The organism is Lysobacter sp. P5_B9, from assembly GCF_054049835.1.
The window spans coordinates 168,723-185,355 of sequence record NZ_JBFULP010000003.1; the positions used below are offsets into that span (position 1 = coordinate 168,723).

The window sequence follows — 16,633 nt, forward strand, 5'->3', positions numbered from 1 at the left end:
GCGTGCCCCGCACTGTGGGAATACTCGAGCGCTTGCGACGCCATCCCTGCGCCGCCGAGGGGGTCATCGATGCTGGACAGGATCTTTCCCGCGCGCGCCGACAACCGCTTTCGCGGGCATGCGCTGGCGTTGTGGCTGTTCGTCCCGCTGGCGCTGATGAAGATTGCGCTGGGCTTGGTGCACATCCTGCGCGCGGACGGCGGCGCGCAGTCGGTGTCGACCATGCCGCTCGCCAGCTACCCTGCCGGTGCGGCGCAGAACATCATCGGACTGATGGCACGCATGGGGCTGGAGCAGGTGCTGCTTGGCTTGGTCTTCGTTGTCGTCCTGCTGCGTTACCGCGCCCTGATTCCGCTGATGTATGCGCTGGCGGTGCTGCATTTCCTCATGCAGCGCGGTGTCACCGCGCTGAAACCGCTGGCGCTGGCCGGAGTTTCGGGCGCCAGCACCATGCACCTGGTCATCGGCGTGGCCAGCATCGCCGGATTGCTGCTGTCGTTGTCGGGAAAGGGCTATCGCGACACGCGGGACGCGGCCTGATCGACGCCGCAGCCACCACATCCGGCAAAGCCATGCCGGCTCCACCGCACATTTCGCCGCCGGCGCCCACGGTATAACCGCGCTTTCGGCCTGTCGTTTCCATCCAGGGGGATTTTTGATGCGTACCGTGATACTCGCCACCGCGCTGTTCGCCGGTTCCGCCGTTGCCGCACCTGCGGACAATCCGTGGCATGCCAAGGCGCGTGAATTGTTCAAGCAGGCCATCGAAACACCGACCGTAGCCGGGCGCGGCAAAGTGCCCGAGCTCGCGCAGTACCTCGCCGGCCAGTACAAGGCCGCGGGTTGGGCCGACAGCGACATCCGTGTGATGCCCTATGACGCCACGCCGGAAAACCACACCGCGGCGCTGATCGTGCGCTGGCCGGCGGCCGGCAAGGCCACGGCCAAACCCATCCTGCTCATGGCGCACATGGACGTGGTCGAAGCCAAGGCCGAGGACTGGTCGGTGGACCCGTTCACCCTGCTCGAGAAGGACGGCTACTTTTACGGTCGCGGCACCAGCGACGACAAGATGGGCGTGGTGGCAGTGACCACCGCACTGCTGGAACTCAAGGCGAAGGGCTTCAAGCCCAAGCGCGACATCCTTGTGCTGTTCACCGGCGACGAGGAAACCACGGGCAAGGGCGCGCTGCTCGGTGCCACCGAATGGAAGGCGATGCTCGACGCCGAATACGGCCTCAACGCCGACGGCGGTGGCGGCGGCTTCGGCCCGGACAAGCGTCCGCTCGGCTTCACCTTCCAGACCGCGGAGAAGACCTACGCCGATTACGCCTTCACCACGCACAACGCTGGCGGCCACAGTTCCAAGCCGCGTCCGGACAACGCGATCTACCAGCTCTCCGACGCACTCAACCGCCTGGCCGGCTATCGCTTCGAACCGGCGCTCAACCCGACCACGCGCGCCTACTTCGGCGAGCGCCAGAAGAGCGAGCCCGGTGCGCTAGGCGATGCGATGCGCGCCTGGCTCAAGGACCCGGCCAACGGCGCCGCAGCCGACACGATCGAAGCCGACGTCGGCGAGGTGGGCCTGACCCGCACGCGTTGCGTGGCGACGATGCTCACCGGCGGCCACGCCCCCAACGCGTTGCCGCAGATGGCCAAGGCGACGGTGAACTGCCGCATCCTGCCCGGCGTGTCGCCCGACGCGATCCGCGACGAGCTGCAGAAGATCGCCGGCGACAAGGTCGAAGTGACGCGCCTCGACGACGCCGTGGCGTCGCTGGATTCGCCGCTGCGTCCCGACGTCCTCAAGGCCTACACCGACAGCGTGCACGCGATGTTCCCGAAGGTGCCGGTGATCCCCGAGATGAGCACCGGTGCCAGCGACGCGCGTCCGTTCCGCGTGAACGGCATCCCGGTCTATGGCGTCGACGGCTCCTGGGGCATCGTGCCCGACGACATGCGCGCGCACGGCCGCGACGAACGCCTGCCGGTGAAGGCCCTCGGCGACGACGTCGACCATTGGGTGCGCATGCTGAGCAAGCTGGCCGGGTAACCGGCCGCGATCCGCAGGACGGGTGCGCGCACCCGTCCTGCGCATGATGCGAGTTACCCGGCGCGACTACCCGGCGCCGGGACGCACGTGGAAGCCGAGCGCCCCGGCCACCAGTGGCAATGCCTCGTCGTCTTGCTGCCGGGTGATCCAGCCGGCGTGGTCCTCGCCGCCGGTTTCCCAGGTCCACAGCGTGTAGTGGTGCTCGCGCAGCCGATCGAAGGCGGTGCCGATCAGCGCCGGCACTTCGGCGTCGTCGAGGAAGTCCTCGTCGGTCGGATCCTCCACGCCCCAGTCGATGCGCAGGTCGTAGCGCGAGGCGAGTTCGTTGAGCACGTCGATCAGGCCGGCCGGATCGTCGCCGGCAATGAAGAAGCCGGATTTCCAGTCGATGGCGTCGCGCAACGCTTCCACCGGATCGGTGCCTTCGTCGAGCGCATCGCGGCAGGTCGCGAACTGCTGCATCGCCGCATCCTCGTCGCCGGGATTGATCAGCAGCAGCAACTGCCAGGCCACGGCCTCGAGCGCCGCGTCCTCGTCGAGCACGGATTCCGCACCGAAGGCGCGGGCGAAGTTGTCGTCGGGGTCGTATTCGGAGTGCGTATTCATCGCGTGTCCCTCGGTGGACGCGCGCAGCATAAACCCCGGTGCGCACGGATGCCGTGTTCACGCCGTGCGCTCCGCCGGCAGGCCCGCGCAAGCGGCTATCCTGCGCGCCTGCACCTGTCGGGACACCCCCATGAACTGGATTGATCTGCGCAGCGATACCGTCACCCGGCCCACGGCGGCGATGCGCGAAGCGATGGCGCGCGCCGAGGTCGGCGACGACGTCTACGGCGAGGATCCGACGGTCAATGCGCTGCAGCAGCGGCTGGCGGACGAGCTCGGCTTCGAGGCGGGATTGTTCGCGCCCAGCGGCACGCAGGCGAACCTGCTGGCGCTGCTCGCGCATTGCCAGCGTGGTGACGAATACATCGTCGGCATGGACGCACACACCTACCGGTATGAAGGCGGTGGCGCCGCGGTGTTCGGCTCGATCCAGCCGCAGCCGCTGGTGCAGGCGGGCGATGGCACGCTGCCGCTCGACGTCGTGGCGCAGGCGATCAAGCCGGATGATCCGCACTTCGCCCGCACGCGCCTGCTGTGCCTGGAGAACACCTGGCACGGCCGGGCGTTGCCGCACGACTACCTGCGTGATGCACGCGCGCTGTGCCAGCAACACGGCCTGGCGCTGCACCTGGATGGCGCGCGCCTGTACAACGCCGCGGTCGCCGACGGCGTGCCGGTGCGCGAGATCGCCCGCCACTTCGACAGCGTGTCGGTCTGCCTGTCGAAAGGACTGGGTGCGCCGGTCGGTTCGGTGCTGCTGGGCAGCGGCGCGCTGATCCGGGAAGCGCGGCGCTGGCGCAAGGTCGCCGGTGGCGGCATGCGCCAGGCCGGTCTGCTGGCCGCCGCCTGCCTGCATGCCCTGGACCACCATGTCGCGCGGCTCGCCGACGACCACCGGCGCGCGGCCACGCTGGCCGCCGGCCTGCGCGGCCTCGACGGCATCACGCTCGCAGGGCAGCACACCAACATGGTGTTCATCGATGTCGCGAGCACGCGCATGGCGGAACTGAAGCAGCAGATGGACGCCGCCGCGATCCGGCTGTCGATCGGCTACACGCCGCGGGTGCGGCTGGTCACGCATCTGGATGTCGACGACGACGGCATCGCCCGCACCATCGAGGCGTTCCGGCGCTTCGCTGCGCGCTGACGGCGTCGCGCGGCTCGCGACTAGGCTTCGCGACTAGGGTTCGCGACTAGGGTTCGCGACTAGGGTTCGGACCGCACCGCGATCTGCTCGACGGCGGCCTCCGTCCGTGCCGCCGGATCCGCCTTGGCGCTGACGCCGGGATCGTGCTTGCCGGAAGCGTGCTTGCCGGGATCGCGTTTGCCGGAATCGTGTTTGCCGAGATCGCGCTTGCCGGAATCGAGCTGGCTGGCGGCCTGTTTGCTGGTGGATTGCTGCTCAGCGGACTGGATCAGCGCGCCCATCACCATGCGCATCAGGCTTCGGGATGATGCGTGGTTGCCTGGCGTCGCGGCCGGGGTGGCCTGCGGCTCGGCAACGTGCGCAGCCTCCTTGCTGTCTGCCTCCGGCTGCTGTGCGGCCAATACGGAGGGCAGCAGGAGCGTAGCGATGGCGACAACGAACAGGGGTCTGCGCATCGTCCTTCTCCATCGAGCCCGCCGGGCCATGCATGCAGCCTAGGCGCGCGGGTACTAATGCGCCGTGAAAACCATTCAGCCATCGCAGTGCATTCGGCAACGCCTCAACCAGGTGGTGCCGGCGTGTGCGGCGTGCGATGGCGCCGTGACGACGGGCACGAAAAACCATGCCGCATCAGGCGACACGGGTATGCCTTCAGTCATCGCTTCGCCGGCGGAGTCCCGCTGCTACCATCGCCTGCTACCGCTCGCCCGCTGCCAGCCAGCGTTCCTTCCAGGTGCCGAATGAACAAATCGCTCGCCGTTTCCCTGCTGTCCGTTTCCATTGCCCTCGCCCTGCAGCCGGCGCTGGCCGCCACCCCGAAGGCACCGACGTTCGATCCCAAGCGCCTGTCGGAAGAAGTGAAGGTGCTGTCCTCGGACGAGTTTGAAGGCCGCGGTCCGGCCACCGCTGGCGAAGCCAAGACCGTCGCCTACGTCTCCGTGCAGATGCAGGCCGCGGGCCTGCAGCCCGGCGGCGACATCAAGGACGGCAAGCGCACCTGGACCCAGGCCGTGCCGCTGCTGCGCGCTGAGATCACCGGTACGCCGATGCTGTCGATGAGCGAGGGCGGCAAGGCCCAGGCGCTGACGCAGGGCGAGCAGATCGCCGTGCGCGCCGCGCTTAACGGCGACAAGCACGTCACCATCAAGGATGCGCCGCTGGTGTTCGTCGGCTACGGCGTCAAGGCGCCGGAACGTAACTGGGACGACTTCAAGGGCATGGACGTCAAGGGCAAGATCATCGTCGCCCTGATCAACGATCCCGACTTCGAAACCGGGCAGGGCGACTTCGGCGGCAAGGCGATGACCTATTACGGCCGCTGGACCTACAAGTACGAGGAAGCCGCGCGCCAGGGCGCCGCGGGCCTGCTGATCGTGCACGAGACCGATCCGGCGTCGTACGGCTGGGCCACCGTCAAGAACTCCAACACCAACACCATGTTCGACGTGGTGCGCGACGATCCGCGCGCGGCGCACGCGCCGCTGGAAGGCTGGATCCAGCGCGACTTCGCCGTGAGCCTGTTCAAGCAGGCGGGCCTCGACTTCGACGCGCTGAAGAAGCAGGCGCAGACGCGCGACTTCAAGCCGGTCGAACTCAAGGGCGCGAACTTCAGCGCGGACTACGACGTCGATTCGAAGGTGATCACGTCGCAGAACGTGGTCGGCCGCCTCGACGGCAGCAAGCGTCCCGACGAGACCGTGATCTACAGCGCGCACTGGGACCACCTCGGCGTCGGCCAGCCCGATGCCAAGGGCGACCGCATCTACAACGGCGCGGTCGACAACGCCACCGGTACCGCCGCGCTGATCGAACTGGGTCGCGCCTTCGCGCATGCGAAGAACAAGCCCGAGCGCTCGCTGGTGTTCCTCAACGTCACCGCGGAAGAGAAGGGCCTGCTCGGTTCGGAGTACTACTCGTCCAAGCCGCTGTATCCGCTCGCCAAGACCGTGGGCGTGATCAACATGGACGCGCTCGATCCGCACGGACCGGCGCGCGACTTCAACATCTCCGGCAGTGCCAAGCTCGATCTGATCGACCAGTTGGTCGCCACGGCGGCGAAGTGGAACATGACGTACTCGCCGGACCCGAAGCCGGAAGCCGGCCACTTCTTCCGCTCCGACCATTTCCCGTTCGCCAAGCGCGGCGTGCCGGCGATCTCGTACGGTTCGGGCGACGACCGCATCGAGGGTGGCGTTGCCGCCAGCAAGGCGTGGAGCGAGAGCTACACCCGCGACCGCTACCACCAGCCGGCCGACGAATGGGAAGCGAGCTGGCCGTTCACCGGCATGGCGCGCGACCTGCAGGTCCTCTACACGCTGGGCAGCGACCTCGCCAATTCGACGCAGTGGCCGAACTGGGCGCAGGACTCGGAGTTCCGCGCTGCGCGCGATGCGAGTGCGGCGGACCGCAAGTAATCCCGCGTACGGCCAACGCCAACGCCACGAAGCCCCGCGCAATGCGGGGCTTCGTGTTTCAGGGGATCACGATCCGGCGCGGGCGGGTGCCGGCAGCTCGCGCTTCACCCAGGTGTCGATCAGGTCTTCCTCGTATCGCAGCGCATCGCTGTCGGGCCGGCCGGTATGCAGGAAGGCGCTGTTGGTGAGCTTGCATTCGCCTTCGGCGATCACGCCGCCGCCGGCATCGAGGCGGCGGAAGCGCAGTTCGATTCGCGGCGGGTAGAGCTCGCGGATGACCCGCGTGTCCTGGAGGTTGATGCTGCGTTGCGGCTCGAAATCGCCGGCGCGATCGATGTCGGTGATGACGACCTCGAGGCGTTCGCCCGCCGGCAGGCGCGCCTGCGCCTGTTCGCGCAGGTAGCTCGCCAGCTGCTCCACCCAGTGGCCGCGGCGCGACTCGCTGGGGTTGTGGCTGTAGCGGATCTCGGAGAACTGGGCAGGATCTTCCCATTGCACGCTGACCGGGCCCTGCGCCGGCAGGCTGCGGGGGGCATCGGGATCCGTGACGTTGCTGATCCGCGCCGAGGCGCCGGCCGCGGCCAGCAGGCATGCCAGGGTGAGGACGATTCGACCTTGCACGATGCACCTCGTCGTAGCGGGACCGGATTCATTGTCCACCCGCCCTGCCCAACCGTGCCGCAACGCGCACGCCTCGCCTCCCCCGATCGGGTGAGGAGATCATCGGAACCCATGCGGGCCACGCGCGGCACTCTCCCGACCGGTGGTGGCCGTTAGCGCAGCAGCGGCGCGTTCCCCCGATTGCTCCGCCCGTCCGGGCCTCTGGAACCCGTGCCATGAAACCTCCATTCCTCGCGACCGCGCTCGCGCTGGCTGTCGTTGCCGCACTCGCTTCCTGCCAACGTTCGCAATCGCCCGAAGCCAATGCGCCTGCCGCCACCGCCACGCCGGCCACTGCGCCGGCCACGCCCGCCGCCGAACCGGCGAAGACGGCCTACACCGATCTCGAACAGCTCGCCCAGCGCGTGGTCACCCAGAGCGCCGCAGTGAAGGAGGGCGAGATCGTACTCATCAGCGGCCGCCCGAGCGATGCGGAGCTGATGGAGGACCTGGCGGTCAACGTGCGCAAGGTGGGCGCCTTCCCGCTGGTGACCTACAGCAGCGACCGCCTCGCCAAGCGCATGTTCTTCGATGTGCCGGAGAAGTACGACACGCAGATGGACGCGGTGGGCAGCAAGCTGGCCGATATGGTCAACGTGAACATCGCCCTGGCCAACAACACGACCGAAAACCTGTTCGAAGGCGCCGACCCCAAGCGCAGTGCCGCGCGCGGCAAGGCCGACGAGCCGGTGATGCAGAAATTCCTCCGCAACGTGCGCACGGTCGAACTCGGCAACAACCTGTATCCCACCTCGTGGCGCGCTGAACGCTACGGCATGAGCGAGGACGAACTGGCGAAGACGTTCTGGAGCGGCGTCAACCTCGACTACAGCGAACTGCAGACGCGTGGGGCCCAGGTCAAGACGGCGCTTGCGGCCGGCAACGAAGTGCATATCACCAATCCGAATGGCACCGACCTGAAGTTGAGCCTGAAGGGCCGGCCGGTCCTGGTGAACGATGGCGTGGCCTCAGCCGAGGACATGAAGGCCGGTGCCGCTGCGGCATCGACCTACCTGCCCGCCGGCGAGGTCTATTCCACTCCCGTCGCCGGCAGCGCCGAAGGCAAGGTCGTGCAATCGCGCACCTACTTCCGCGGCAAGGAAGTCAACAACCTCACGCTGACGGTCAGCGGCGGCAAGGTGACAGCGATGACCGGCGAGGGCCCGGGTTATGCCGACCTCAAGGCCGAATACGACGCCGTCGACGACGCGCGCAAGAACGATCTGGGCTTCGTCGACTTCGGCATCAATCCGAACGTGAAGCTGGCCGCCACCAGTGCTATCGGCACCTGGGTTCCAGCCGGCTCGGTAACCGTCGGCACCGGTGTCAACGTCTGGGCCGGCGGCAACAACTCGGTGCCCTATGGCCTCGTGTTGTTCCTGCCCGGCAGCACGGTGACGCTCGATGGCAAGCCGATCGTCGAGAGCGGCTCGCTGAAGCTTTGATCTGTCATTGCGCCGGAATTCCAGAGCCCCGCGGTCGCGGGGCTCTTTTTGGGCGCATTCAGTTTGATGCGCGCAACGCGACGCCTGCGATGACAGGGCGCTCACTCCACCGCGGGCATGCTCCGCGCGGGGATTTCCTCGCGCCTGGTGCGCGACCACGGAGAATGCGCATGAACAATATGAAACAACGCCGGTCGATGACGATCCGCACCGCCGCCACCGTGCTGCTGTGCGGTGTCGCCACGGCGGCCATCGCCCATCACGAGGGCGGCGACATGTTCAAGATGATGGACAGCAACAACGACGGCAAGATATCGGCACAGGAACACGCCGCGGCCGTGACGAAGATGTTTGGCGAAATGGACGCCAATGGCGACGGCAACGTCACCGCCCAGGAAATGGACGCGCGGCATATGAAGGCAACCGCCAAGACCAAGGAGGTCAAGACCATGAACGACGCCGCGATGGACGCGCCGAGTCATGGCGAGATGTCGTCGGCGGAGAAGATCGCGAAGATGGACACCAATGGCGACGGCATGCTGTCCGCGGCCGAGCACGACGCCGGCGCGAAGAAGATGTTCTCGGAAATGGATACCGACGGGAATGGCAGTCTTTCGCGTGAGGAAATGGCAGCGGGCCATGCCACCAGGATGAAGTCGGACAAAACGCCATAAGCGCGACTGCAGGATGTGGAATACCCCTCGTGCTGGCCACGCCGCCAGACCCGAATCGCCTGCACCGGAACCGCCTGCGCGCGAGATTCCGGTGCAGCCGATGCCGGCCGCGGCCCGTCCATGGGATGGGGCGTCCCGGATTTCCGGTCTAATCGTGAACGGGGCGAAGCGGTAACCTTCGCTCCTTCCTCCATCCGGTGACCGCCATGTCCCTGTCCATGTACGACGCTTCCGTTCCCGTGTTCGTGCGCGCCCTGCGCAACCTCGACCAGGTCCTCGCCAAGGGCGAAGCGCACGCGCGCGACAAGGGCGCGGATCCGGACACGCTGCTGCAGTCGCGCCTGATCTTCGACATGCTGCCGCTGGTGCGGCAGGTGCAGATCGCCACTGACATGGCCACGCGCGGCGCCTCGCGCCTGGCGGGGGTAGAGCCACGCAGCGTCGAGGACAACGAAACCACCTTCGAACAACTGCATGCACGCATCGCCGGCGCGATTGCGCACCTTGAGGGCTTTACCCCGGCACAGTTCGAAGGCAGCGAGACCCGTGCGGTGTCGTTCAAGACCCGTGCCGGCGAACTCAAGTTCGATGGGCAGGGCTACCTGCTCACCTATGTGCTGCCCAACCTCTACTTCCACGCCGCCACCGCCTACAACCTGCTGCGCCGGAACGGCGTGGGCATCGGCAAGACGGATTTCCTCGGCGGTTGAAGCCGGCGCGCCTCGTCGCCGGCCACGGCCGGCGACGGCGGGGACAAGCGCACTAAACGCCCGTCACTGCGGGCGTCACTTCACCGGGATCATCAGGTGCTGGTACGGCGTGCCGGGCCACATCACGTAGGGCACCGACGTATCCGGATCGGCATCTTTCGGATACATGTCGTAGAACGCCGGCTCGGCGCCCACGATCATCACGTGCGAGCCGGTCTTGACCCAATGGTTGTTCGCGCTGGGCTTATCGGCATACGGATCGGTGTTGCTGGCATCGGTCCCGCCCGCCAGCATGTACATGAAACCGATCTTGCCGGCGGCCGGCTCCTTGTGTCCCACCCACGCGTTTGCCCATTCCATGGCGGCCGCATCCATGCACATGGGATCGGGGCCGGGGGTAACGGGATTGTCGGCAATGCAGGTGAAACCGTTGCTGCCGGCGCGCACGGTGCGCATGCCGTCTTTCCCCATCTCGACGATGGTGGCATTGGCTGACACCTTGGCGGGCGCGGCCTGCATCGCGCTCTTGATCAGCTTCTGATCGGCGGCGGTGGCCTTGTCGGCCGTCGCGGCCGCAGCCGCAAATGCGCTGATCGCGGCGGCCAGCGCGGCGAGCGCCACTATCGATCTGGACATGGTGGGACTCCTGGTAGGTGGAGGCTCCCTCGCCGCGCATTGTCGTGCGAAACCCGCCGCGCGACGCCGTGTTCCCCCGACCGGGGGATATACGCGCTCGCGGCAACGCCTCTCAAGGCCGACGCGCGCAGCACCAATGCATGCCGGTGAAAAGCAGAAGCCCCGCATTCACGGGGCTTCTGTTCTTTGCGTTGTGCCGCTCAGTGGTGCAGCAGGATGTCAGCGATGATGCCGGTGGCCACGGCGACGAGGATGAAGCGGCCGTCTTCGGTACGCACCCAGCGATGGCCGCGAGGCGGCTCGCGCAGTTCGTAGTCGCGGTAATCCTCGACGTAGTAACGCGGTTCCATGTACACGACTTCGATGCGCTCGCCGCGGTGGTAGTCGCGGTGCCGGTGCTTGTACCGGTAGCCATCGTCGTCGTCATCGTCGTCATCGTGGTCGTGATGGTGGCGGTCGCCACCACGATGATGGTGCCCGTCGGCCAGTGCCACCGAGGTGGTGAGCAGCAGCGATGCGAGCGAGGCGGCCAGGAGCAGGCGTCTCATTGGGGTCCTTCCTTTTGCGGAGCGTGCGATGCCGGTCGGCATCGCACGGAGGATCAGCGGATCAGTGGTTCAGCAGGATGTCGGCGATGATGCCGGTCGCCACGGCGACCAGGATGTAGCGCCCGTCGGGATGACGGATCCAGCGATGGCCCGGCGGCGGCGGTGCGAGGTGGACCACGCGGTAGTCCTCGACGTAGTACCGCGGCTGCAGGTAGACCACGTCGATGTGTTCACCCTTGTGCCAGCCGTAATGGTTGCCCGGCGGATGATCGCCGTGGTCACCACCGTGGCCCTTGCCGTGGCCCTTGGCGAAGGCCACCGAAGACAGCGACAACAGCGCGAGCGAAGCAACCAGTAGCAGTCGTTTCATGTTTTCCCCCGAGTGATGGTTTCCGTGGCGCGATGTTAGGTGGCCGTTATGGCGAGGTGGGGCGGGTCATAGCCCGAAGTTCGGGAAACTTGACCGCCATCGCCGTTTTGCGCGCCATGGGGTTGGCCCGCATTCATGCAGGCATTGGCGCGGGCGTAGCCCCGCGGACCTGGCCGATTGCCCCGTGACCGGGATGATTCTTCCCTCGCGCGACGGCTTATCAGCGCCCGCTGCAGCCACTAGCCTAGCTGCATCCCCCGCCGAGACGCCCGCCATGCTCACGCCGCGCCAGGCCCAGTTCGCTTTTGTCCCCTCCATGGTCACGGTGATGTCCGCCACGATCAGCTTCGCCATGTCCGCCTTCCACCACGGCTTCGAGCCCGGCCTGCTGCAGGTGTGGTTGAACAACTGGGGCCTCGCCTTCGCCGTTGCCTTGCCGGTGGCGTGGATCACCGTGCCGCTGGTGCGCGGGGGGCTGGCGCGGCTCACGGGCGTTGCGCCGGCGGCGTCCGCCCGCAGCCTCGGCGAACTCGGCTGAGCCCATGGCCCACGGCCCCGCACCGCGCGTCGATTACGATCAGCCGGTTGCCCCGGTGGAAGTACCTCGCGTGGATGCCGTCATCTCCGTCCGCGACGTGAGCAAGACCTATGCGTCCGGCCACGTCGCGCTCAAGCACGTCGACCTCGACATCCGTCGCGGCGAGATCTTCGCCCTGCTCGGGCCCAATGGCGCCGGCAAGACCACGCTGATCAGCATCGTGTGCGGCATCGTCAATGCGAGCACGGGTACCGTCCTCGCCGGCGGGCACGACATCGTGCGCGAGTACCGCGCGGCGCGGGCGAAGATCGGACTGGTGCCGCAGGAGCTGTCCACCGACGCTTTCGAGACGGTGTGGGCGACGGTGAGCTTCAGCCGCGGCCTGTTCGGCAAGGCGCCGGATCCGGCCCATCTCGAAAAAGTCCTGCGCGACCTGTCGCTGTGGGAAAAGAAGGACAGCAAGATCATGGCGCTGTCCGGCGGCATGAAGCGGCGCGTGCTTATCGCCAAGGCGCTGGCGCACGAGCCGCAGATCCTGTTCCTCGACGAACCCACCGCCGGTGTCGATGTCGAGCTGCGCCGCGACATGTGGCAGATGGTGCGCAGGCTCCGCGAAGCCGGCGTCACCATCATCCTGACCACGCACTACATCGAGGAAGCCGAGGAGATGGCCGACCGCATCGGCGTCATCAGCAACGGCGAGCTGATCGTGGTCGAGGACAAGCACGTGCTGATGCGCAAACTCGGCAAGAAACAGCTGACCTTGCAGCTGCAGGAACCCCTGGCCGTGTTGCCCGACGGGCTCGCCGGCTTCAACCTGGAAATCGCCGGCGAAGGCCATGCGCTCGTGTACACCTTCGACACCCAGCAGGAACAGACCGGCATCGCCACGCTGTTGCGGCGCCTGAACGAGCACGGCATCGACTTCAAGGACCTGCATTCCAGCGAGAGTTCGCTGGAGGAGATCTTCGTCAGCCTGGTGCACCGCAACGGGGGGCGCGCATGAACGTGCACGCGATCCGTGCGATCTACCGCTTCGAGATGGCGCGCACCTTCCGCACGCTGATGGAGTCGATCCTGTCGCCGGTGTTGTCGACGTCGCTGTACTTCATCGTGTTTGGTGCGGCGATCGGTTCGCGCATGGGCCATGTCGACGGCGTCGGCTATGGCGCCTTCATCATCCCGGGCCTGGTGATGCTCTCCCTGCTCAACGAGAGCGTCTCCAATGCCTCGTTCGGCATCTACCTGCCCAAGTGGTCGGGCACGATTTACGAACTGCTGTCGGCGCCGGTGTCCACCAGCGAGATCCTGCTGGGCTACGTTGGCGCGGCGGCGACCAAGTCGCTGATGCTGGGCACGCTGATCCTGGTCACCGCGCGTTTCTTCGTGCCTTACGCAATCGTGCATCCGTTCTGGATGGGCTGCTTCCTGGTGCTGACGGCGCTGAGTTTCAGCCTGTTCGGCTTCATCGTCGGCGTGTGGGCGGACAGCTTCCAGAAGCTGCAGGTGATTCCGTTGCTCATCCTGACCCCGCTGACCTTCCTCGGCGGCGCGTTCTACTCGATCAGCATGCTGCCGCCGTTGTGGCAGAAGGTCGCGCTGTTCAACCCGGTGGTGTACCTGATCAGCGGCATGCGATGGAGCTTCTACGGGGTCAGCGACGTCAACGTCGTGGTGAGCACGGCGGCGATCCTGGGCTTCCTGGCGCTGTGCATGACCCTGATCGCCTGGATCTTCCGTACCGGGTACAAGCTCAAGGCGTGAATTGCGGGTGCGGTTCCCGCAAAACAAAGGCGGGCCCGCGCCCGCCCTCGTTCATTCTTTCGTTTCACCAGCCGGAGTGAGAAACCAGGCCTCGACCGTGCCATTCATCTTCATCGTCATCGGCTGGCCGCGGCGATCCAGCGCTTTGCCCACCGGCAGGCGGACCCAGCCCTCGCTGATGCAGTACTCCTCGACGTTGTGGCGTTCGACCCCGTTGAAACGGATGCCGATGCCGCGTTCGAGCACGGCTTCGTCGTAGAACTTGCTGCGCGGGTCGTTGGAGAGGTGGTCGGGGGGCGTCTCGGACATGATCGTGCTCGGTTCAAGGAGGCGGTGCGGCCGGCATTGTAACTAGGGTGCCTCGCCATTGCCCTGCGCCTTGGCGCGGGCGATCACCGCCTTCACCTGCGCGCGGTCGTGGTGGCGCGATATCGCGACAGCGCCGAGGGCGATGGCCTGCGCGCGCAACGCCGTGGTGACGTCGTAGTGCGCGCCGCTGCTCTTGTTCTGGAAGGCGCGGCGCGGGATGCCGAGACGGGCCGCCATGGCGTGGAGTTCCTCCAGCGTCTCCGCCATCAGGTGCGCCCAGCGCTCGCCACGCCAGGCATGCACGGCGTCGTCGACATACACGGTCATGCGCGCAGTGTGTCCCATTGCGCGCGCGATTGCAGGCGTGAAGGCGCCTATCATGCGCACATGTGCCTGATCGCCGCCGCCTGGCAGCAGCATCCGCGTTATGCGCTCGCCCTCATCGCCAACCGCGATGAATTGCATGCGCGCCCTGCATCGGCCGCGGCACCCGATCCGGAGCAGCCGGATGTCTATGGCGGCCGCGACCTGGAGGCGGGTGGCAGCTGGTTGCAGGTGTCCACGCGCGGGCGCCTGGCGGCGGTGACGAACGTGCGCGTGGGGCGCAATCCGGAAACCGCACCGCGATCGCGCGGTGCGCTGGTGCGCGATTTCGCCCGCGGCGACGAAGGTGCGGCGTCCTACGCCGCGCGGCTGGCGCCGATCGCCAAGGAACACGGCCGCTACAACCTGCTGTGCTGGGATGGCGACGCGCTGATGTTCGCCACCAACCATCCCGAAGCCGGGTCGGGTGTGGTGTCGCCGGGCGTGCATGCGATGTCCAACGGCGCGTTCGATGCGCCCTGGCCCAAGAGCGGCCATGCCACGCGGGCCTTGCGGGCCTGGCTGGATTCACCGGTGTCTTCGCATGAAGTGGATGCGGCGGCGCTGGAGCCGCTGTTTGTCGCGTTGGCCGATACCCTGCCGGCGCCCGACGCGGCATTACCGGACACCGGCGTGGGCCTGGACATGGAGCGCTGGTTGTCGCCGCCGTTCGTGCGCGGGGAACGCTACGGCACGCGTTGCAGCACCATCGTCCTGGTCGGGGCGGATGCGATCGTCTTCGCCGAGCGCCGTTTCGGGCCGGATGGCGTGCCGCAGGGTGACAGTTTCGCCGCGCTGCCCCGCCTCGGTTGAATTCTTCTCCCCGCTTGCGGGGAGAAGCTGCCCGAAAGGCAGACGCCCCGAAGGAAGCACCTTTAGGGGAGTGAGCGGGAACGTGAATTCTTCTCCCCGCTTGCGGGGAGAAGATGCCCGAAGGGCAGAAGAGGAGGAACGTGAATTCTTCTCCCCGCTTGCGGGGAGAAGATGCCCGAAGGGCAGAAGAGGGGAAGCGAGCGCAGCGAGCTGCTCTTGTTTTGGCGAGAACCAGAAGAGCAAAGCAGCTCGCTGCGCTCGCTCCCCCTCATCCGCCCCGTCGGGGCACCCTCTCCCCGCAAGCGGGGAGAGGGCCTCATCCCTTGATGCACACCACCTGGCGCAGCGTGTGCACGACTTCGACCAGGTCGCTTTGCGCCGCCATCACCGCGTCGATGTCCTTGTAGGCGGCCGGTGATTCGTCGATCACCCCCGCGTCCTTGCGGCATTCGACATGCGCGGTGGCCTCGCGGTGCTGCTTCAGGGTGATCTGCGCCCGCGCGGCGGTACGGCTCATCACGCGGCCGGCTCCGTGGCTGCAGCTGTGGAAGCTGTCGGCGTCGCCCCTGCCGCGCACTATGTAGCTACGCGTGCCCATGCTGCCCGGAATGATGCCGAGCTCGCCCTCGCGTGCGCTGACCGCACCCTTGCGCGTGACCAGCAGCGATTCGCCGAAGTGATCCTCGCGCTGGACGTAGTTGTGGTGGCAATTCACCGCTTCCTTGTCCAGCTGGAACTTCGGCAGGCGATGGCGCATCTCATGCAGCACCCGCGCCATCATCGCCTCGCGGTTGGCCCGCGCGTAGTCCTGCGCCCACGACACCGCCTCGACGTACTCGCCGAACAGCGCCTCGCCTTCGAGGAAGAACGCGAGGTCCCGGTCCGGCAGGTGGAAGCCGAGCACGCGCTTCTCCAGCTGGCGACGCGCCAGCTCGATGAAGTACGTGCCGACCATGTTGCCGGTGCCGCGCGAACCCGAGTGCAGCATCACCCACACGCGGTCCGCCTCGTCGAGGCAGATCTCGATGAAGTGGTTGCCGCCGCCGAGCGTGCCGATCTGCTTGTCGACCTTGTCCGGACGGATCTTCGGGTGCTTGTCGCGGATCACCGCGAGCCGCGCCATCAGGTCCGACTGCGCCAGTTTCGTCTCGACGCTGTCGGGAATGCGACGGTGGTCGCCGCCCGGGCCGTTGCCGACCGGGATGCTGCGTTCGATGGAATTGCGCAGCAGCGCCAGGTCGTCGGGCAGCTCGTTGGCGTGCAGCGTGGTCCGCACCGCGGCCATGCCGCAGCCGATGTCGACGCCGACCGCGGCCGGGATGATCGCGCCCTTGGTCGGCACGACCGAACCGACGGTGGCGCCGATGCCAAGGTGGACGTCGGGCATCACCGCGACCCACGGGCCGACGAACGGCAGGGTGGCGATGTTGCGCAGCTGCTGCCGCGCCTTGTCCTCGACAGGCACGCCATGCACCCAGCCCTTGATCGGCGTGGTGGCGCCCTCGGCGTGGAGGAACTCGTAGTGGTTGTGTTGCGTGTTCATGGGGAATCCCTTCATTGAAAGATTCCACGCGACGCGA

General features: G+C 67.0%; 20 protein-coding genes. 11 read left to right on the top strand and 9 right to left on the bottom strand.

The genetic code is table 11. The features are described 5' to 3' along the window. Positions 1–69 precede the first annotated feature (69 nt). Complete coding sequence (locus tag ACXJJ9_RS08425; protein ID WP_457096754.1) at positions 70–540, top strand: hypothetical protein; 471 nt, start codon at positions 70–72, stop codon at positions 538–540. A 118-nt stretch (positions 541–658) separates the two neighbouring features. Then, positions 659–2,056 carry a M20/M25/M40 family metallo-hydrolase gene (locus ACXJJ9_RS08430; RefSeq protein ID WP_457096755.1) on the top strand — a complete coding sequence of 466 codons (1,398 nt, stop codon included), beginning with the start codon at positions 659–661 and terminating at the stop codon, positions 2,054–2,056. A gap of 66 nt (positions 2,057–2,122) precedes the next feature. Here the strand turns inward: ACXJJ9_RS08430 and ACXJJ9_RS08435 are convergent, their stop codons facing one another. After that, entirely contained in the window at positions 2,123–2,662 is a 540-nt protein-coding gene (locus ACXJJ9_RS08435) for a DUF6630 family protein (RefSeq protein ID WP_457096756.1), read from the bottom strand. Between the two features lie 130 nt (positions 2,663–2,792). Between ACXJJ9_RS08435 and ltaE the strand changes: the two genes are divergently transcribed. Next, on the top strand, positions 2,793–3,809 hold the full coding sequence (gene ltaE, locus ACXJJ9_RS08440) for a low-specificity L-threonine aldolase (protein WP_457096757.1): 1,017 nt from the start codon (positions 2,793–2,795) through the stop codon (positions 3,807–3,809). A gap of 59 nt (positions 3,810–3,868) precedes the next feature. Here the strand turns inward: ltaE and ACXJJ9_RS08445 are convergent, their stop codons facing one another. Further along, positions 3,869–4,264 (bottom strand): hypothetical protein, encoded by a 396-nt coding sequence (locus tag ACXJJ9_RS08445; RefSeq protein WP_457096758.1) that lies wholly within the window; start codon positions 4,262–4,264, stop codon positions 3,869–3,871. Between the two features lie 285 nt (positions 4,265–4,549). On the opposite strand from ACXJJ9_RS08445, the gene ACXJJ9_RS08450 reads away from it, so the two are divergent. Further along, positions 4,550–6,223 carry a M28 family metallopeptidase gene (locus tag ACXJJ9_RS08450; protein WP_457096759.1) on the top strand — a complete coding sequence of 558 codons (1,674 nt, stop codon included), beginning with the start codon at positions 4,550–4,552 and terminating at the stop codon, positions 6,221–6,223. A 66-nt stretch (positions 6,224–6,289) separates the two neighbouring features. Here ACXJJ9_RS08450 and ACXJJ9_RS08455 read toward each other — a convergent pair whose 3' ends face one another. Continuing rightward, positions 6,290–6,844 (bottom strand): DUF3016 domain-containing protein, encoded by a 555-nt coding sequence (locus ACXJJ9_RS08455; RefSeq protein ID WP_457096760.1) that lies wholly within the window; start codon positions 6,842–6,844, stop codon positions 6,290–6,292. A 215-nt stretch (positions 6,845–7,059) separates the two neighbouring features. On the opposite strand from ACXJJ9_RS08455, the gene ACXJJ9_RS08460 reads away from it, so the two are divergent. From ACXJJ9_RS08460 to ACXJJ9_RS08470, 3 genes are all read left to right on the top strand, one after another. Next, positions 7,060–8,328, top strand: a complete 1,269-nt coding sequence (locus ACXJJ9_RS08460) for an aminopeptidase (RefSeq protein WP_457096761.1) — start codon at positions 7,060–7,062, stop codon at positions 8,326–8,328. A 170-nt stretch (positions 8,329–8,498) separates the two neighbouring features. After that, positions 8,499–9,002, top strand: a complete 504-nt coding sequence (locus tag ACXJJ9_RS08465) for an EF-hand domain-containing protein (protein WP_457096762.1) — start codon at positions 8,499–8,501, stop codon at positions 9,000–9,002. A 206-nt stretch (positions 9,003–9,208) separates the two neighbouring features. Continuing rightward, entirely contained in the window at positions 9,209–9,712 is a 504-nt protein-coding gene (locus ACXJJ9_RS08470) for a DUF1993 domain-containing protein (protein WP_457096763.1), read from the top strand. Between the two features lie 75 nt (positions 9,713–9,787). Here ACXJJ9_RS08470 and ACXJJ9_RS08475 read toward each other — a convergent pair whose 3' ends face one another. From ACXJJ9_RS08475 to ACXJJ9_RS08485, 3 genes are all read right to left on the bottom strand, one after another. Next, complete coding sequence (locus ACXJJ9_RS08475; RefSeq protein ID WP_457096764.1) at positions 9,788–10,348, bottom strand: hypothetical protein; 561 nt, start codon at positions 10,346–10,348, stop codon at positions 9,788–9,790. 200 nt (positions 10,349–10,548) lie between these two features. Then, positions 10,549–10,896 (bottom strand): RcnB family protein, encoded by a 348-nt coding sequence (locus tag ACXJJ9_RS08480; RefSeq protein WP_457096765.1) that lies wholly within the window; start codon positions 10,894–10,896, stop codon positions 10,549–10,551. A gap of 61 nt (positions 10,897–10,957) precedes the next feature. After that, the gene (locus ACXJJ9_RS08485) at positions 10,958–11,266 is read right to left on the bottom strand and encodes an RcnB family protein (protein WP_457096766.1); all 309 of its coding nucleotides are present in this window, start codon (positions 11,264–11,266) and stop codon (positions 10,958–10,960) included. Between the two features lie 274 nt (positions 11,267–11,540). Here ACXJJ9_RS08485 and ACXJJ9_RS08490 point away from each other — a divergent pair, with 274 nt between their 5' ends. The 3 genes from ACXJJ9_RS08490 (at position 11,541) to ACXJJ9_RS08500 (ending at position 13,568) form a co-directional block, all read left to right on the top strand. Continuing rightward, positions 11,541–11,804, top strand: coding sequence for a DUF2798 domain-containing protein (locus ACXJJ9_RS08490; protein ID WP_310055446.1), 264 nt, complete (start codon positions 11,541–11,543; stop codon positions 11,802–11,804). Positions 11,805–11,874: 70 nt separating this feature from the next. Continuing rightward, complete coding sequence (locus tag ACXJJ9_RS08495) at positions 11,875–12,810, top strand: ABC transporter ATP-binding protein (protein WP_457096944.1); 936 nt, start codon at positions 11,875–11,877, stop codon at positions 12,808–12,810. Next, entirely contained in the window at positions 12,807–13,568 is a 762-nt protein-coding gene (locus ACXJJ9_RS08500; protein WP_457096767.1) for an ABC transporter permease, read from the top strand. Before ACXJJ9_RS08495 ends, ACXJJ9_RS08500 begins: the two co-directional genes overlap by 4 nt. A gap of 51 nt (positions 13,569–13,619) precedes the next feature. Here the strand turns inward: ACXJJ9_RS08500 and ACXJJ9_RS08505 are convergent, their stop codons facing one another. Together ACXJJ9_RS08505 and ACXJJ9_RS08510 are read right to left on the bottom strand one after the other, a co-directional pair. Then, positions 13,620–13,877, bottom strand: a complete 258-nt coding sequence (locus ACXJJ9_RS08505) for a DUF3297 family protein (protein ID WP_310055452.1) — start codon at positions 13,875–13,877, stop codon at positions 13,620–13,622. Positions 13,878–13,919: 42 nt separating this feature from the next. Then, positions 13,920–14,204, bottom strand: a complete 285-nt coding sequence (locus tag ACXJJ9_RS08510; protein ID WP_457096768.1) for a DUF4031 domain-containing protein — start codon at positions 14,202–14,204, stop codon at positions 13,920–13,922. 60 nt (positions 14,205–14,264) lie between these two features. On the opposite strand from ACXJJ9_RS08510, the gene ACXJJ9_RS08515 reads away from it, so the two are divergent. Beyond that, positions 14,265–15,053 carry an NRDE family protein gene (locus ACXJJ9_RS08515; RefSeq protein WP_457096769.1) on the top strand — a complete coding sequence of 263 codons (789 nt, stop codon included), beginning with the start codon at positions 14,265–14,267 and terminating at the stop codon, positions 15,051–15,053. Between the two features lie 316 nt (positions 15,054–15,369). Here the strand turns inward: ACXJJ9_RS08515 and ACXJJ9_RS08520 are convergent, their stop codons facing one another. Beyond that, positions 15,370–16,596 (bottom strand): RtcB family protein, encoded by a 1,227-nt coding sequence (locus ACXJJ9_RS08520; RefSeq protein ID WP_457096770.1) that lies wholly within the window; start codon positions 16,594–16,596, stop codon positions 15,370–15,372. Positions 16,597–16,633: the final 37 nt, after the last annotated feature.

What these genes read in the sequence shown, in the direction of transcription:
- ACXJJ9_RS08425 (WP_457096754.1), top strand. Translation starts at nt 70, where the DNA reads ATGCTGGACAGGATCTTTCCCGCGCGCGCCGACAACCGCTTTCGCGGG.
- ACXJJ9_RS08430 (WP_457096755.1), top strand. Translation starts at nt 659, where the DNA reads ATGCGTACCGTGATACTCGCCACCGCGCTGTTCGCCGGTTCCGCCGTT.
- ACXJJ9_RS08435 (WP_457096756.1), bottom strand. Translation starts at nt 2,662, where the DNA reads ATGAATACGCACTCCGAATACGACCCCGACGACAACTTCGCCCGCGCC.
- ltaE (WP_457096757.1), top strand. Translation starts at nt 2,793, where the DNA reads ATGAACTGGATTGATCTGCGCAGCGATACCGTCACCCGGCCCACGGCG.
- ACXJJ9_RS08445 (WP_457096758.1), bottom strand. Translation starts at nt 4,264, where the DNA reads ATGCGCAGACCCCTGTTCGTTGTCGCCATCGCTACGCTCCTGCTGCCC.
- ACXJJ9_RS08450 (WP_457096759.1), top strand. Translation starts at nt 4,550, where the DNA reads ATGAACAAATCGCTCGCCGTTTCCCTGCTGTCCGTTTCCATTGCCCTC.
- ACXJJ9_RS08460 (WP_457096761.1), top strand. Translation starts at nt 7,060, where the DNA reads ATGAAACCTCCATTCCTCGCGACCGCGCTCGCGCTGGCTGTCGTTGCC.
- ACXJJ9_RS08465 (WP_457096762.1), top strand. Translation starts at nt 8,499, where the DNA reads ATGAACAATATGAAACAACGCCGGTCGATGACGATCCGCACCGCCGCC.
- ACXJJ9_RS08470 (WP_457096763.1), top strand. Translation starts at nt 9,209, where the DNA reads ATGTCCCTGTCCATGTACGACGCTTCCGTTCCCGTGTTCGTGCGCGCC.
- ACXJJ9_RS08475 (WP_457096764.1), bottom strand. Translation starts at nt 10,348, where the DNA reads ATGTCCAGATCGATAGTGGCGCTCGCCGCGCTGGCCGCCGCGATCAGC.
- ACXJJ9_RS08480 (WP_457096765.1), bottom strand. Translation starts at nt 10,896, where the DNA reads ATGAGACGCCTGCTCCTGGCCGCCTCGCTCGCATCGCTGCTGCTCACC.
- ACXJJ9_RS08485 (WP_457096766.1), bottom strand. Translation starts at nt 11,266, where the DNA reads ATGAAACGACTGCTACTGGTTGCTTCGCTCGCGCTGTTGTCGCTGTCT.
- ACXJJ9_RS08490 (WP_310055446.1), top strand. Translation starts at nt 11,541, where the DNA reads ATGCTCACGCCGCGCCAGGCCCAGTTCGCTTTTGTCCCCTCCATGGTC.
- ACXJJ9_RS08500 (WP_457096767.1), top strand. Translation starts at nt 12,807, where the DNA reads ATGAACGTGCACGCGATCCGTGCGATCTACCGCTTCGAGATGGCGCGC.
- ACXJJ9_RS08505 (WP_310055452.1), bottom strand. Translation starts at nt 13,877, where the DNA reads ATGTCCGAGACGCCCCCCGACCACCTCTCCAACGACCCGCGCAGCAAG.
- ACXJJ9_RS08510 (WP_457096768.1), bottom strand. Translation starts at nt 14,204, where the DNA reads ATGACCGTGTATGTCGACGACGCCGTGCATGCCTGGCGTGGCGAGCGC.
- ACXJJ9_RS08515 (WP_457096769.1), top strand. Translation starts at nt 14,265, where the DNA reads ATGTGCCTGATCGCCGCCGCCTGGCAGCAGCATCCGCGTTATGCGCTC.
- ACXJJ9_RS08520 (WP_457096770.1), bottom strand. Translation starts at nt 16,596, where the DNA reads ATGAACACGCAACACAACCACTACGAGTTCCTCCACGCCGAGGGCGCC.